At 54.0% G+C, this 13,747-nt stretch carries 16 protein-coding genes and 1 tRNA gene; 10 read left to right on the top strand and 7 right to left on the bottom strand.

Annotation, left to right across the window (positions count from 1 at the left end; all coding sequences use genetic code 11):
• Positions 1-55: 55 nt before the first annotated feature.
• From glnA to OCA8868_RS03335, 3 genes are all read right to left on the bottom strand, one after another.
• Positions 56-1,465, bottom strand: coding sequence for a type I glutamate--ammonia ligase (gene glnA / locus OCA8868_RS03345; protein WP_093995101.1), 1,410 nt, complete (start codon positions 1,463-1,465; stop codon positions 56-58).
• A gap of 52 nt (positions 1,466-1,517) precedes the next feature.
• A complete protein-coding gene (locus OCA8868_RS03340) occupies positions 1,518-1,856 on the bottom strand; it encodes a P-II family nitrogen regulator (protein WP_049834814.1) in 339 nt (112 codons plus the stop codon).
• Between the two features lie 500 nt (positions 1,857-2,356).
• Positions 2,357-2,833, bottom strand: a complete 477-nt coding sequence (locus tag OCA8868_RS03335) for a Hint domain-containing protein (RefSeq protein WP_093995100.1) — start codon at positions 2,831-2,833, stop codon at positions 2,357-2,359.
• A gap of 283 nt (positions 2,834-3,116) precedes the next feature.
• Between OCA8868_RS03335 and OCA8868_RS03330 the strand changes: the two genes are divergently transcribed.
• From OCA8868_RS03330 to OCA8868_RS03315, 4 genes are all read left to right on the top strand, one after another.
• A tRNA-Leu gene (locus tag OCA8868_RS03330) sits at positions 3,117-3,201 on the top strand.
• Positions 3,202-3,271: 70 nt separating this feature from the next.
• A complete protein-coding gene (gene tig / locus OCA8868_RS03325) occupies positions 3,272-4,603 on the top strand; it encodes a trigger factor (RefSeq protein WP_093995099.1) in 1,332 nt (443 codons plus the stop codon).
• A 169-nt stretch (positions 4,604-4,772) separates the two neighbouring features.
• Positions 4,773-5,249 carry a hypothetical protein gene (locus OCA8868_RS03320; protein WP_093995098.1) on the top strand — a complete coding sequence of 159 codons (477 nt, stop codon included), beginning with the start codon at positions 4,773-4,775 and terminating at the stop codon, positions 5,247-5,249.
• Positions 5,250-5,358: 109 nt separating this feature from the next.
• On the top strand, positions 5,359-5,826 hold the full coding sequence (locus OCA8868_RS03315; RefSeq protein ID WP_093995097.1) for a hypothetical protein: 468 nt from the start codon (positions 5,359-5,361) through the stop codon (positions 5,824-5,826).
• Positions 5,827-5,880: 54 nt separating this feature from the next.
• Here the strand turns inward: OCA8868_RS03315 and OCA8868_RS03310 are convergent, their stop codons facing one another.
• The 4 genes from OCA8868_RS03310 to rpsF all read right to left on the bottom strand — a co-directional run bounded on the left by OCA8868_RS03310 (position 5,881) and on the right by rpsF (position 9,258).
• Positions 5,881-7,842 (bottom strand): bifunctional 2',3'-cyclic-nucleotide 2'-phosphodiesterase/3'-nucleotidase, encoded by a 1,962-nt coding sequence (locus OCA8868_RS03310; RefSeq protein WP_093995096.1) that lies wholly within the window; start codon positions 7,840-7,842, stop codon positions 5,881-5,883.
• A 160-nt stretch (positions 7,843-8,002) separates the two neighbouring features.
• The gene (gene rplI, locus OCA8868_RS03305; protein ID WP_093995095.1) at positions 8,003-8,635 is read right to left on the bottom strand and encodes a 50S ribosomal protein L9; all 633 of its coding nucleotides are present in this window, start codon (positions 8,633-8,635) and stop codon (positions 8,003-8,005) included.
• A gap of 12 nt (positions 8,636-8,647) precedes the next feature.
• Positions 8,648-8,875: a 30S ribosomal protein S18 gene (gene rpsR, locus OCA8868_RS03300; protein WP_049834805.1), complete on the bottom strand. Its 228-nt coding sequence runs from the start codon at positions 8,873-8,875 to the stop codon at positions 8,648-8,650.
• 29 nt (positions 8,876-8,904) lie between these two features.
• Entirely contained in the window at positions 8,905-9,258 is a 354-nt protein-coding gene (rpsF, locus tag OCA8868_RS03295; protein ID WP_093995094.1) for a 30S ribosomal protein S6, read from the bottom strand.
• Between the two features lie 307 nt (positions 9,259-9,565).
• Between rpsF and OCA8868_RS03290 the strand changes: the two genes are divergently transcribed.
• The 6 genes from OCA8868_RS03290 (at position 9,566) to OCA8868_RS03265 (ending at position 13,722) form a co-directional block, all read left to right on the top strand.
• The gene (locus OCA8868_RS03290) at positions 9,566-10,192 is read left to right on the top strand and encodes a hypothetical protein (RefSeq protein ID WP_093995093.1); all 627 of its coding nucleotides are present in this window, start codon (positions 9,566-9,568) and stop codon (positions 10,190-10,192) included.
• A 140-nt stretch (positions 10,193-10,332) separates the two neighbouring features.
• On the top strand, positions 10,333-11,265 hold the full coding sequence (fabD, locus tag OCA8868_RS03285; RefSeq protein WP_093995092.1) for an ACP S-malonyltransferase: 933 nt from the start codon (positions 10,333-10,335) through the stop codon (positions 11,263-11,265).
• On the top strand, positions 11,262-11,888 hold the full coding sequence (locus tag OCA8868_RS03280) for a hypothetical protein (protein WP_093995091.1): 627 nt from the start codon (positions 11,262-11,264) through the stop codon (positions 11,886-11,888). Before fabD ends, OCA8868_RS03280 begins: the two co-directional genes overlap by 4 nt.
• A 9-nt stretch (positions 11,889-11,897) precedes the next feature.
• Positions 11,898-12,635, top strand: a complete 738-nt coding sequence (gene fabG, locus OCA8868_RS03275) for a 3-oxoacyl-[acyl-carrier-protein] reductase (protein ID WP_093995090.1) — start codon at positions 11,898-11,900, stop codon at positions 12,633-12,635.
• Between the two features lie 192 nt (positions 12,636-12,827).
• A complete protein-coding gene (locus OCA8868_RS03270; protein ID WP_049834799.1) occupies positions 12,828-13,061 on the top strand; it encodes an acyl carrier protein in 234 nt (77 codons plus the stop codon).
• Positions 13,062-13,278: 217 nt separating this feature from the next.
• Positions 13,279-13,722 carry a DMT family transporter gene (locus OCA8868_RS03265; protein WP_245848013.1) on the top strand — a complete coding sequence of 148 codons (444 nt, stop codon included), beginning with the start codon at positions 13,279-13,281 and terminating at the stop codon, positions 13,720-13,722.
• The last annotated feature ends 25 nt before the right edge of the window (positions 13,723-13,747 follow it).

The raw sequence follows: 13,747 nt of genomic DNA, 5'->3' as shown, positions 1-13,747 counted from the left end.
AAAACGAAAAAGGGCGCCCCTAAGGACGCCCTTTCAATTTAGCTAAGCTATTGAATTAGCAGCTGTAGTACAGCTTGAATTCAACTGGGTGTGGTGTGTGCTCGTATTCGTACACTTCTTCCCACTTCAGATCCATGTAGCCCTGAAGCTGGTCTTTGGTGAACACGTCGCCCTGCAACAGGAAGTCCATGTCTTTTTCCAGCTCTTCCAGTGCTTCACGCAGGGATCCACAAACTGTCGGGATTTCTGCGAGTTCTTCTGGTGGCAGATCGTAAAGGTCTTTGTCAGACGCAGGACCCGGGTCGATTTTGTTTTTGATGCCGTCAAGGCCAGCCATCATCAATGCCGCGAAGCAAAGGTATGGGTTGGCAGCCGGATCAGGGAAACGCGCTTCAACGCGCTTGGCTTTCGGGTTTTCAGTCCACGGAATGCGAACCGCACCGGAACGGTTGGACGCAGAGTACGCGCGCAGAACTGGTGCTTCAAAACCCGGGATCAAACGCTTGTAGGAGTTCGTGGATGGGTTTGTGATCGCGTTCAGGGCTTTCGCGTGCTTCAGGATACCACCGATGAAGTACAGAGCTTCCTGAGAAAGGTCAGCGTATTTGTCGCCTGCGAACAATGGCTTACCATCTTTCCAGATGGACATGTTCACGTGCATGCCTGTGCCGTTATCGCCCGCGATTGGCTTTGGCATGAATGTTGCGGACTTGCCGTAAGCCTGTGCCACGTTGTGAACGACGTACTTGTACTTTTGAAGCTCGTCGGCCTGTGTTGTCAGCGTACCGAAGATCAAGCCCAGCTCGTGCTGGCAGGACGCCACTTCGTGGTGGTGCTTGTCGACCTTCATGCCGAGACGCTTCATCGTAGAGAGCATTTCAGAACGGATGTCCTGAGCGTCGTCAATTGGATTCACAGGGAAGTAGCCGCCTTTGATGCCAGGACGGTGGCCTGTGTTGCCCATTTCGTACTGGGTGTCGGTGTTCCAGGACGCGTCGATTGCGTCGACTTCGTAGGACACTTTGTTGATGCCGACGTTGTAACGCACGTCGTCAAACAGGAAGAATTCCGCTTCTGGACCCCAGAAAGACGTATCACCAATGCCTGTGGATTTCAGGTATGCTTCGGCGCGCTCGGCTGTGCCGCGTGGGTCGCGCTCGTAGCCTTCGCCTGTGTCTGGCTCAACAACGGAACAGTGAATGCAGAGTGTTTTTTCAGCGTAGAAGGGGTCGATGTAGGCGCTGTTCGCGTCTGGCATCAATTTCATGTCGGATTCGTTGATCGCTTTCCAACCAGCGATGGAGGAGCCGTCAAACATGAAGCCTTCTTCAAGGAAGTCTTCGTCAACTTCGTCATTGATAAGGGTCACGTGCTGCAGCTTGCCGCGTGGATCAGTGAACCGGATATCGACGTACTCGATACCCTCGTCTTTGATCATTTTCACAACATCTTTGTTGGTTGTCATATCATCAGTCTTTCGCTTGGTAGGTTTGAATTAGAATAAACTTGGTGCTGGTTTACAGCGCTTCGTCGCCTTCTTCGCCGGTCCGAATACGGATCGCTTGGCTTACGTCGGAGACGAAAATTTTGCCGTCACCGATTTTGTCTGTTTTGGCTGCGGTAATGATGGCTTCGATTGCGCCATCTACTTGATCATCGGCCAAGACGACCTCGATCTTTACTTTTGGCAGAAAATCCACAACGTATTCGGCGCCGCGGTATAGCTCGGTGTGGCCTTTTTGGCGTCCGAACCCTTTGACTTCCACAACGCTCAGGCCTTGAATGCCGGCGTCTTGCAGCGCTTCTTTCACTTCGTCTAGTTTGAACGGCTTGATGATCGCTTCGATCTTCTTCATAGCTGCGACTCCTCATTGCAGACGTGGTCTTGCATGCACCAACCACTTTTGCGCCTTGGCTACAATTCCAGACGCTGGATTCACCCCGCGACAAAATGGATTCAAAACGCACTGCCTAAAAAATAGGCAAAGTGACGCAAGAGTGAGCAGAATTGAATCGCACTCGCTTGATGGATGGCGCAGGTCGTAAGTGAGAGCCCCAAAAGGCGCCAAAGTACGCAGCTGCGACCAAAAACGGCGCCATTCGGCGTTCTGACTTGGGGATTGGTTTGGGTGCAGCGCACTGGAAGTATGAGGTTGGCTATGAACTGAATGAGGCGAACCTATCGGAGGCGTATCCCCGAACAACTGCCAGCGGTGTTTCGCGCGCTGGGCATTTAGGAATTGGTGTTTTCAAAGCAAAACGCAGCCCAGAAAAGAGCTGCGTTTGAAATGGCTTAAGAGCGTGCCGAACTGAGCGACCAATAATCGAATGCGCGGTAGCGCTCGATTAGGTCAATTCAGACTGCTGAGCTGGCGACTTCGAGGCCGTCTGCGTAGACGATGTGCTGTTTGTCAAAGATCAACTCATAGACAGTCATTGTTTTTGCTTCGACTTCAGAAACAAACTCGCCGTCGATCAGGCGCTTGGCCTTAACTGTTGCAACATCTGCGCCAAATAGAGCATTCGCGCGCCAGTCACGGATGTGAACCAATGTGTCTGGGCCAACGATCATGTCGTCTTCTGGGCGTGTATGGCCCAAAGAGCCTGCCTTGATTTGAATAGATGCCACGTGGACTTTTTGGCTTTTGACCTCACGCAGGATCGCCATGCCGCTGTCGCGGGTGATGATCCGGTCGCCGGCGTTCAGCGCTTCAACGGCTTTTTCGCCGTCCAGCGTCATGATTGTAGTTCCCTGCGCAAGCCCAGCAACATTTGCGGGCAGGGTGGATACCGCAGCGCGGTCTTTAAATTCTTGTGTTGTTCCCAGATGCATGGCGTTTCTCGCTCTCAGCTATTTGTCTGCCTCAGTGTATTGCCCTGAAATATGGCAACAAAAAGTTACGGATGGGACAATATTCGTATCTTTGCGCGGCATCGCTGAGATGTGAGTCTTTTTCGTCACGCCAGCCGTCGTTTCAGCCGTTCGTATGAAAGCCCTAAAAAATAACGTCACTTACCTGCGAAAGAGGTGCGTTTTCCTCTCGCATCCTCCAGAACACTTTGCTAGGAAGCGCCCAACTTAAGGGGAGGGCTATGCCTTCCCTTTATAACGAAATGCGGGTGTGGCGGAATTGGTAGACGCACCAGATTTAGGTTCTGGCGCCGCAAGGCGTGGGGGTTCGAGTCCCTTCACCCGCACCATTACTTGTCCCTTCGGGACTTATTGAGATCAAAAGATCGCCCCCTAGGGCGTTGTTGAAAAGGAAATACCATGTCGGTCAAAGAGACCCTGAACGAAGGCCTGAAGCGCGGCTATGAGATCACAATCACCGCTGCTGAGCTTGAAGCGACAGTAGATGGCAAACTCAAAGAGGCGCAGCCTGAAGTTGAGATGAAGGGTTTCCGCAAAGGCAAAGTGCCTATGGCGATGATGAAAAAGCAGTTTGGCCCAAAGGTTCTGGGCGAAGCAATGCAGGAATCAGTTGATGGTGCGATGAACAAGCACCTCGAAGAATCCGGTGACCGCCCTGCGATGCAGCCAGAAATGAAAATGGCCAACGAAGACTGGAAAGAGGGCGACGATGTTGTCGTGACTGTTTCTTACGAAGCGCTCCCAGAAGTTCCAGAGGTCGATTTCTCAGGCATCAAGCTCGAGAAGATGGTTGTGAAGGCGGATGACGAATCTGTTGACGAAGCCCTGACATCCCTCGCGGCGACTGCGCAGAACTTTGAAGACCGCAAGAAGGGCTCCAAGGCAAAAGACGGCGACCAAGTTGTGTTCGACTTCCTTGGCAAAGTTGACGGCGAAGCATTTGAAGGCGGCGCGGCTGAAGGCCACGCACTTGTTCTTGGTTCCGGCCAGTTCATCCCAGGTTTCGAAGAAGGTCTTGTTGGCGTCAAAGCTGGCGATGAGATCAACGTCGACGTGACATTCCCTGAGCAGTACAACGCTGAGCACCTTGCGGGCAAAGCGGCTGTGTTTGAATGTAAAATTCACAACGTTCTTGAGCCTAAAGCGGCTGAGATCAACGACGAGATGGCAAAGCAGTTTGGCGCTGAGGACCTTGCAGGTTTGAAAGGTCAAATCTCCGAGAAGCTGGAAGAAGAATACGCAGGCGCGTCACGTGCTGTTACGAAGCGTGGTCTACTGGATGCGCTGGACAAGAAGGTCTCCTTCGAGCTGCCACCATCCCTTGTTGAAGCTGAGGCGGGCCAGATCGCCCACCAGCTGTGGCACGAAGATAACCCAGAAGTTGAAGGCCACGATCACCCTGAGATCGAAACAACAAAAGAGCACACCAAACTGGCCGAGCGCCGCGTGAAGCTGGGCCTGTTGTTGGCTGAAATCGGCCAGAAGGCTGAAGTTCAGGTTTCCGACGCTGAGTTCACACAGGCTGTGATGAACCAAGCGCGTCAATACGGCGATCAAGCGCGTCAGTTCTTTGAATTCGTTCAGCAGAACCCACAGATGCAGCAGCAGATCCGCGCACCTTTGTTTGAAGACAAGGTTGTGGACCACGTTCTTGAAGCCGCTTCTTTGAAAGAAAAAGAAGTGTCCAAGGATGATCTGCAAAAGGCAGTTGAAGCGCTCGAAGACGAGTAAGTTTCAGCATCCTCACGATAATTGGGCCGCTCCTTATAAGGGCGGCCTTTTTCGTTGTCTGACGTGAACCGTGTAGGTCTGGGATACCTGACCACGATGGAAGTCATTTAAGCTGGAACTACCTCAAAGATCGGCTTACCCTTACGTCACATTGTTAAAGGGGAACGATATGAGACTTTTATTAATTGCAGTGATTGGTTTTTTTGGTTTTGCAGGGACGGCACAGGCTTGCCCGGATTATAGAATTTGGGGCAACGAAAGTTACAACGCCAGCGGTTCACAGTTGCGCCGCCGTCAGGACTTCCGCGTGGTTGCTGGGGGTGAGAACTACATTTGGAGCTGTTCTGGCATCAATCCGGGGACGGATCAGGGGGCTGGGTATTTTACCACGACGCCTGATTTCTCGTTTGATCTAAGCAACATGGGTGGCCTGCAACTGGTCATTTCCGTCACCAGCCGTTGTGATGCTGCGTTGTTGATCAACACTGCGTCCGTGAACTGGTACTATGACGATGATGACAACGGTAACCTTGACCCGCGTATCGTTCTGACGCGGCCAGCTAACGGGATCATCGACATTTGGGTTGGGACCTACGATGGAGAGTATTGTGATGCTGTCTTGTCGCTGGAGACTTTCAGCCGCTAAGTTCTGCGCAATAGAGATTTCTAAGGCCGCCCGATACGGGGCGGCCTTTTTTATTTGGCTGACAGAATTGTGTAAAGCGCGTGGGCGGGTGTCGCGCTAGGTTTGGTCTATGATCAGATTGTCCGTCTTACTTGCCCTGTGTGGTGCACCTGCCTTAGCGCAATGTCCTGACCCTTCATTGGACGCTGTGCAGTATGATGCAAGCGGACCTGAACTAATCACGCCGCAAACATGGGAAGTGCAGGTGGGGGGCGCATTCTTAGCGCCATGCCCGCAATGGGCCGTAGCGGGTATTGATGTACAGGATTTGGATGGCTTCCTGCCCGCCGCGCCGACGGCCGTGTTCGGGTTGGACGCAATGGCGCCGCACATCTTGATGGTTATGGCGCAGGCTGAGTGTACGCCTGTTTTGGCTGTGCGCAGCGGTGATGGGCAGTGGTTTTTCGGGAGTGACGCTAATGGTCGTCAGGAAGTTACCCTTTGGGGGGCGCCAAACGGGCCGTTGCAAGTTTGGGTTGGGGCGGCAACCCCAGATGGCTGTGCGGGGACTGTGACCCTAGAGACGTTCGATCGTTGAAATGAAAAGGCCGCCCCGATTGGAGCGGCCTTTGATTGCGTAACCAACTGGTCGTCAGAGGCTGATGCGGAACAAAGCAAACCCAGTGTCGCTGTCACCTGCGGGTTCGATCGCGACTCCTGGAACACCGTTCGCATAAGCTGCGCCCGCTGGGCCAGTTTCAAACAGGACTGATGTGCCTTCCATCGGGGCAAAGGTCCAGTTGCCATCAGCGCGGGGGCTGACGGTTCCTTGCTCTACAATATAGCGCACAATGACATCGCGGTTCGAATCCGGGGCCTCGAACACGATTGTGTCGCCCAAAGCACCTGGGAAAGAGCCGCCACCGCTGGCGCGGTAGTTGTTCGTGGCGATGATGAATTCCTGCGCGGGATCAAGGGGTGCACCGTCAAACATCAGGTTCACGATGCGCTGGGTGTCCGGATTGATGACTTCGCCGTCGCGGTTGAACATGGCAGGCTGGGTGAGGTCGATCTGGTACGTGACGCCGTCGATGACATCGAAATTATAGGACGGGAAGTCTGGATTGAGCAGGACAGCATCCGTTGCCCCAGCTTCGATCTGGTTGAACATACCGGCCGAGCGTTCCAGCCAGCCTTGCACCTGTGCCCCTGTGACGCGAACCGCGCGCACTGTGTTGGGGTAGAGGTAAAGATCCGCCACGTTCTTGATCGCTACATCACCGACGGGAACATCGGTATAGTAGTCCGGTCCACCGCGACCACCGGCCTTAAACGGGGCAGCGGCGGAGAGAATCGGAAGGCCTTCGTGCTCAGAGCCGACAAGTTGTTGTTCGATATACCAACGCTGGGCGTTTGAAACGATCTGCACGGATGGATCATCGGCAACCAACGCAAAGTAGGAGTGCAGGGCCGCATCGGTTTTACCGACGGCGCGGCGCACGTAATCCAGCGTTTCTTGGTGTTCTTGCGCGACACTGTCGAGGATGGACTGGTCGTCTTCCACCAGTGGCGTTATGCTGCGGTCTTCCTCGCGTCGTGAAATGGGGCGTGCTTCTGAGGTGTGAGAAAGGACGCGCCAACCCGCGCCGTCGCGTTCAAGCATCAGGTCGATCAGCCCCATGTGGCTGCCCCAGAACCCACCCATGACCGCAGGTTTGCCGTGGATCGTGCCAGCATCCACGTCCAGCCCAGCGAAGTCCGCGTAGGTTGAAGACGGGAACACAAGGTGGGAGTGGCCTGTCAGGATCGCGTCGATCCCGTCAACTGCGGCAAGCGGGACAGAAGCGTTTTCCATGCCGTCTGTTTCGTCCGCACTGCCGATACCGGAGTGGGACAGGGCGATGACGATGTCGCATCCCGCTTCGCGCATTTGTGGAACCCACGCGCGGGCGGATTCAAGGATGTCACGGGCCATCACGTTGCCCTCTAGATGCTGACGGTCCCAGTTCATGACTTGTGGCGGGACGAAACCGATCAGGCCGATCTTGATCGGGTGTGCGTCGCCCGCGCCGTCTGTCAGTTCGCGATCTAGGATCACGTAGGGCGGCAGCAGGGTGTCGTCTTCGGTCGGGGAGGCGCCCATTGATTTAGCGATGTTGGCGCAGACCACTGGGAAGCCTGCACCGGCCAAAGATTTGGTCAGAAATTCAAGGCCATAGTTGAACTCGTGATTGCCGAGGGTCGAGGCGTCATAACCGAGTGCGTTCATCGCCTGAATGACGGGATGGCTGTCACCCTCGGCCATGCCGCGCTCATAGGCGATGTAATCGCCCATCGGGTTGCCTTGCAGGAAGTCGCCGTTGTCGAGCAACAAGGCGTTCGTAGCTTCCGCACGGATGCCGTTGATCAGGGTCGCGGTGCGGGAGAGACCAACGGTGTCGACGGGTTTGTCGGCGTAATAGTCGTAGGGATGAACATGTACGTGCAGGTCAGTGGTTTCCATGATCCGCAAGTGCGCTTGATTGGTTTGGGCGCGCACCGAATATGGGTGCATTGCGATAAGGCTGGCTGTTCCGCTCGCGAGGAAACCGCGACGTGAGAGTTTGAATGACATGATGTGCCCCTTTCAATGAAATTGAATCCAGTCGTAAGGAAGTAATGCAACCAGAGTGTAACACCACGAAGGAGGAGTCGAGTATGGGGGGGGGTAGGCAGAAAAAAACCGCCCAAAGCACGTAGGCTAGGGGCGGTTTCTATTTGTTTATGATGAAGATTTAGTCTTCGTCAGATGCTTCTTCTGCAGGTGCTTCAGCAGCAGGAGCTGCGTCGTCATCGCCAAAGTCTTCCATGCCAGCAGCGCCGAGATCGTCAAAGAGCTCCTGAATTTCGAATTCAGCAGCTGCTTCTTCTTCAGCAGCAAGTTCAGCAACGGATTTACCAGCAGCCTGAAGTTCAGCTTCTTCAGCTGAACGTGCAACGTTCAGCTTGATGGTTGCTGTGACTTCTGGGTGCAGCTTAACCAGAACTTCGTGGATGCCCAGTTCTTTGATCGGCTCGATCAAAGCAACCTGCTTTTTGTCCACAGTGAAGCCAGCTGCTGTTGCAGCTTCTGCGGCGTCGCGTGTTGTTACGGAACCGTAAAGGTTGCCGCCATCGGACGCAGAGCGAATCACGATGAATGTTTCGCCGTCCAGTTTAGCGGACAGAGCTTCGGCTTCTTTTTTGGTTTCGAGGTTCGTTGCTTCGAGCTGAGCTTTCTGTGCTTCGAACGTCGCCATGTTGGCCGCGTTGACGCGCAGTGCTTTGCCTTGTGGAAGCAGGAAGTTGCGTGCGTAGCCCTGTTTCACAGAGACGACGTCGCCCATCTGACCCAGCTTCGCAACGCGTTCTAGAAGGATGATATCCATGATGTCTGTCCTTTACTTAACGGCGTAAGGCAGCAGAGCGAGGAACCGGGCGCGTTTGATCGCACGTGCCAAAGCACGCTGGTTCTTTGCACCGACTGCGGTGATGCGGGATGGAACGATTTTGCCGCGCTCAGAGATGTAGCGCTGCAGTGTACGTGTGTCTTTGTAGTCGATCTTTGGAGCGTTCTCGCCCTCAAATGGATCGGACTTACGGCGACGGAAAAATGGTTTAGTAGCCATGACTTATGGTCCTTTCTTGATCTAAATGATTAGCGGCGTTCGCGGCGTTCTGGACGCTCGTCACGCTTTTGCATCTGCACGGAAGGACCTTCTTCGTGTGCATCAACTTTAATCGTAAGAACGCGCATGACGTCTTCGTGCAAACGCATCAGACGTTCCATTTCTTGCACGGCGGTCGCCGGTGCATCGGAACGCAAGAAGGCATAGTGGCCTTTGCGGTTCTTGTTGATCTTGTAGGCCATCGTCTTGACGCCCCAGTACTCAGACATTTCGACTTTACCGCCGTTGTCAGCCAGCACTGTGGAGAAGTGTTCGATGAGGGCTTCTGCTTGCGTGTTGGACAAGTCCTGACGCGCAATCATCACATGCTCATATAAAGGCATGGGAACTCCGTTCATAGTTATCGGCGCATTTCATAGGGCGGGGATTGAACCTTGCGCTCCCGCCCACGAGAGACTGCGCAGTTCATAAAAAGCTGCGCAAGGTTGGGGGCCTTATACTCACAGCGCGGGTTTGCGCAAGTGAAACAAGCGTCGGAGGTGGATCGTGGTACGCGTAAACAGCGCTTCCGGTTTTTCGCAATGGTTAACAAAGGTTAACAAAAAGTTAAGATTCCCCGTATTCACCACTTGCTTGCCCTGTTTGTGCCTCAGTCCGCCGTGAGGTTGTACTCAACAAATGGAGCACATAATGACAGCACAACCTAACATCTCGGACTTTGCAAACACCGCAGCACCCGCATCAAAACAACCCGTTTTTATGCGCGCAAATGTTACAGAGCATTTTTGGGGCTTTGAGGTGCGTCCGAATGAACAGATTTTTGATCTGGCAGTTTTGACGCGCGCCGTGGCCGGTTTTTTCGCAGGGGCGGGTTTTATCGCGTCGCTGGGATTTTGGCTGCTTCCTTCAATGGCGTTCGTCGCCACTGCATTCACGTCTAAACTGACGGTTTCAGTTTTGCTGATGGTTGTTGCTTCGTTACTTGCGCGGTTTGCAGCGCGTGGAACACAGGTGCGGGTACAGTTTGATACATCTGCCGGTGAGTTACGCGAAGTTGTTGATGGGGCATTTGGCAGTACTCTCATTTTGGCGACCTATGGGCTGGATGCTGTTGAAGCTGTTGAAGTTGTCGAATCCACCGAAAACCGCGGTTTCGGTCAGGTTCACATATGCATGCGAGGTACGCATACCATTGCATCCGGGGATGGCGCAGTTTCAGCACTGGCCACGTTGCGAAACCGGATTGCGAATGAATGTGGTCTGGAAACTTCCGGCCAAGCGCGAGAAGCGGTTTGGGGCGGGCCGCTGGCTGCGTAATCCCACATCAAGATAAGAATGCGAATAGGCGGCTCCTTTTGGGGGCCGTTTTGCGTTTTGGGTTGCGGTTGGATTGCTGATCCCTTGTGTGCATAGCGCGGTCGGGATAATCGTGTTCAAAGCAGAGAACAGGGGCATCCATGAGAGCATTCGTATTTCCAGGCCAAGGCGCACAAACCATCGGGATGGGGCAAGCATTGGCTGAGGCGTATCCTGCGGCGAAGGCCGTTTTTGATGAAGTTGACGACGCGTTGAGCGAGAAACTTTCCGATCTGATCTGGTCTGGTGATATTGCAGACCTGACACTGACCAAGAACGCACAGCCGGCACTGATGGCGACGTCTTTGGCTGCTATGAAAGCCCTTGAGGCTGAAGGTGTTGGCATTGAAGCGGCGTCATTTGTAGCAGGGCATTCATTGGGCGAATATTCCGCATTGGCTGCGGCGGGGGCGTTTAGCATTGCTGATACGGCACGCCTTTTGCGCATTCGTGGAGACGCTATGCAGTTGGCGGTTCCTGTTGGGATCGGCGCGATGGCGGTGCTTTTGGGTATGGATTTTGAGGCCGCACAGGCGGTTGCGGCTGAGGCTGCGCAAGGTGAAGTTTGCCAAGCGGCGAACGACAATGATCCGTCCCAAGTGGTTGTTTCGGGCCACAAGGCGGCTGTTGAGCGTGCGGTGGAAATCGCTAAGGCCAACGGCGCGAAACGCGCGATGTTGTTGCCGGTGTCTGCGCCGTTCCATTCGTCGTTGATGGCGCCAGCAGGGGATATCATGGCGGCGGCTTTGGCAGATGTGTCGATGAGTGCACCGAAGGTTCCGTTGATTGCGAACGTGCGCGCAGAGGCCGTGGACGCGAGTGATATCAAGGATTTGTTGATCGAACAGGTCACAGGGTCCGTACGCTGGCGTGAAAGCGTGATGTGGATGGCTGGTGCTGGTGTAACCGAGGCATGGGAGATTGGCGCGGGTAAAGCGTTGTCTGGCATGGTGAAGCGGGTGGATCGCGCCATTGCGACGCGTGCGGTCGGTACGCCTGATGATGTTAAGGCTGCGGCAGAAGCGTTGGCATGAAACGACGCTATTGGATGATAGGCTTTGCAGCCTTGGTTGGGGTCGGGGCCTGTTCATCAGGTCTTTGGCAAGTGCCTGCCATCGCTCTGATGAACCTCACCGAACGCACCGAGTTTACCGTGCAAGGCGATACACTGCTGATGAACGGTGAAATCAACAGCAAGACTTTGGATCAGTTTGAAGCGGTCATCGCGGCAAACCCCAATGTCACAACGCTGCGTGAAGGGATCGTTCCAGGGTCACTTGATGACGATACGATGATTGCTTTGGCGTATCGTGTGCGTGAACTGGGTTTGGATACCGAGCTTTTGGCCAACAGTGAGATTGCCTCTGGTGGTGTTGACCTGTTCTTGGCTGGGGTGGAACGGCGCGCCGAACGCGGTGCAATTGTTGGCGTACACTCGTGGTCTGATGGGATCAAAGATGCGGCGGATTACCCGCGAGAAGCACCAGAGCACGAACAAAATCGCAAATACATCGAAGACATGCTGGGTGAGGATGCGTTTTACTGGTTCACGATTTACGCGGCATCTGCTGATGATATTTACAACATGACCGATGAAGAAATCATCGAATACAAATTGCTGACAGAGCCCTTCGCGGCCGCTGGCAGCCTAGAATAGGACTTAGAGATGTTTGATCTTACAGGAAAAAATGCACTGATTACAGGCGCTTCTGGTGGTATTGGTGGCGAGATCGCCAAGACGCTTCATGCAGCTGGCGCGACTGTTGGACTGTCTGGAACGCGGGTCGAGCCGCTTGAAGCATTGGCTGCTGAACTGGGTGAGCGTGCGCATGTCCTGCCGTGCAACCTGAGCGATGGTGAAGCGGTTGATGCGTTGCCAAAGCAGGCGGCGGATGCAATGGGGTCTGTCGACATTCTGGTGAACAACGCCGGTATCACGCGTGACCAGATTTTCATGCGGATGAAAGACGATGAATGGGATGATGTCATTAACGTTAACCTGACCTCAACGATGCGCCTATGTCGCGGTGTTATGCGTGGCATGATGAAAGCGCGTTGGGGCCGTATTGTGAACGTCAGCTCGATTGTTGGGGCGACGGGAAATCCGGGGCAGGCGAACTATGCTGCAAGTAAGGCGGGTATGGTCGGGATGTCCAAATCCATCGCCTATGAGGTCGCAAGCCGTGGAATTACTGTGAATTGCGTCGCGCCGGGTTTCATTGCGACGGCGATGACGGACAAGCTGACGGACGAGCAAAAAGACAAGATCAACGTGCAAATTCCGGCAGGGCGCATGGGCACTCCGGAAGAAATTGCAGCCGCTACGCTGTATCTTGCTTCAGAGCAGGCGGGCTATGTCACAGGCGCGACTTTGCACGTCAACGGTGGTATGGCGATGCTGTAAACCCTATATTGGGCGTGTTCGAAAGCGTTTGCCAAGCGGAGAATCTCTGCTAAAGGGGGCGCAGAATTGAGGATTGTGACCCTACGTCGCGAAACTCGGGGGTCCTGAGCAGGACCAAACAATAGCCTTAACTGCGCATGCAGGGCGGGTAAACAACGGGCCAATAGCCCTGAACTATGTAAGGAATTTAACATGAGCGATGTCGCAGACCGCGTACGTAAGATCGTTGTAGAGCACCTTGGTGTTGAAGAAGATAAAGTTGTTGATGGCGCGTCCTTCATCGACGATCTGGGCGCTGACAGCCTCGACACAGTTGAGCTCGTGATGGCGTTCGAAGAGGAATTCGGTATCGAAATTCCTGACGATGCAGCTGAAACAATTCAGAGCTTTGGCGACGCAACAAAGTTTATCACTGCAGCTTCCTAAGAGAGCCTACAGTTTGATTTGAGGAGGGCGGTGCCAGAGATGGCGCCGCCCTTTTTTGCGTCTTGGAGGTGGTGGTCGGGCTTATGCCCACATTACTCAGCTCTAAACCTGCCGCTGAATCGATCAACTTCACCGGAGTTTTTCATTAAATTCCTTAGTTCGAAGCAGCATTCCTCGCGGTCTTTTCACCTAAACAAAAGTGTGCAAGTTTGCGCGAATGCCGCCGAATCTCACATATGCAAGTATCATGTTCCTCGCTGGTGTCGGTGTCCCGTTGTTGGCTAGCCTGAATGCAGCATTGGGACAAAAGATTGGAAGCCCCGCAGCGGCGGCGCTTTGCTTGTTCCTAATCGCATTTACTGTGACGGCTATTGTGACACTTGCGACCGGACCAGCGGCACTGAAGCTTTTGCCATTGCAGCCCAAGCATCTGTTTCTAGGCGGTGTTTTGGTCGCGTTCTATGTGCTCTCAATCACATATATCGCGCCGCATTTCGGGCTTGGGAATGCGGTGTTCTTCGTGCTTCTTGGTCAGTTGGCAGCGGCCGCTATTATCGATCACTTCGGTCTATTTGGGTCGCAAGTGACACCTCTGACTTTCACAAGAGCTGCGGGCATAGCTCTAATGGCTGCTGGGGTCGCTCTTACCCAAAAAAGCTAATCCGACGTCTGGATTAAACCCGCAG

The sequence above is a fragment of the Octadecabacter ascidiaceicola genome, assembly GCF_900185015.1.
GTDB lineage: Bacteria > Pseudomonadota > Alphaproteobacteria > Rhodobacterales > Rhodobacteraceae > Octadecabacter > Octadecabacter ascidiaceicola.
Note: the sequence above shows the minus strand (reverse complement) of the source record. Positions and strands in the feature narration are given on the sequence as shown.

Bases quoted from the DNA above. Each gene is read 5' to 3' on its own strand.
- OCA8868_RS03335 (WP_093995100.1), bottom strand. From the start codon at position 2,833: ATGCATCTGGGAACAACACAAGAATTTAAAGACCGCGCTGCGGTATCC.
- OCA8868_RS03315 (WP_093995097.1), top strand. From the start codon at position 5,359: ATGATCAGATTGTCCGTCTTACTTGCCCTGTGTGGTGCACCTGCCTTA.
- rpsF (WP_093995094.1), bottom strand. From the start codon at position 9,258: ATGCCTTTATATGAGCATGTGATGATTGCGCGTCAGGACTTGTCCAAC.
- fabG (WP_093995090.1), top strand. From the start codon at position 11,898: ATGTTTGATCTTACAGGAAAAAATGCACTGATTACAGGCGCTTCTGGT.
- OCA8868_RS03280 (WP_093995091.1), top strand. From the start codon at position 11,262: ATGAAACGACGCTATTGGATGATAGGCTTTGCAGCCTTGGTTGGGGTC.
- OCA8868_RS03340 (WP_049834814.1), bottom strand. From the start codon at position 1,856: ATGAAGAAGATCGAAGCGATCATCAAGCCGTTCAAACTAGACGAAGTG.
- OCA8868_RS03265 (WP_245848013.1), top strand. From the start codon at position 13,279: ATGCCGCCGAATCTCACATATGCAAGTATCATGTTCCTCGCTGGTGTC.
- fabD (WP_093995092.1), top strand. From the start codon at position 10,333: ATGAGAGCATTCGTATTTCCAGGCCAAGGCGCACAAACCATCGGGATG.
- OCA8868_RS03310 (WP_093995096.1), bottom strand. From the start codon at position 7,842: ATGTCATTCAAACTCTCACGTCGCGGTTTCCTCGCGAGCGGAACAGCC.
- OCA8868_RS03270 (WP_049834799.1), top strand. From the start codon at position 12,828: ATGAGCGATGTCGCAGACCGCGTACGTAAGATCGTTGTAGAGCACCTT.
- rplI (WP_093995095.1), bottom strand. From the start codon at position 8,635: ATGGATATCATCCTTCTAGAACGCGTTGCGAAGCTGGGTCAGATGGGC.
- glnA (WP_093995101.1), bottom strand. From the start codon at position 1,465: ATGACAACCAACAAAGATGTTGTGAAAATGATCAAAGACGAGGGTATC.
- OCA8868_RS03290 (WP_093995093.1), top strand. From the start codon at position 9,566: ATGACAGCACAACCTAACATCTCGGACTTTGCAAACACCGCAGCACCC.
- rpsR (WP_049834805.1), bottom strand. From the start codon at position 8,875: ATGGCTACTAAACCATTTTTCCGTCGCCGTAAGTCCGATCCATTTGAG.
- tig (WP_093995099.1), top strand. From the start codon at position 3,272: ATGTCGGTCAAAGAGACCCTGAACGAAGGCCTGAAGCGCGGCTATGAG.
- OCA8868_RS03320 (WP_093995098.1), top strand. From the start codon at position 4,773: ATGAGACTTTTATTAATTGCAGTGATTGGTTTTTTTGGTTTTGCAGGG.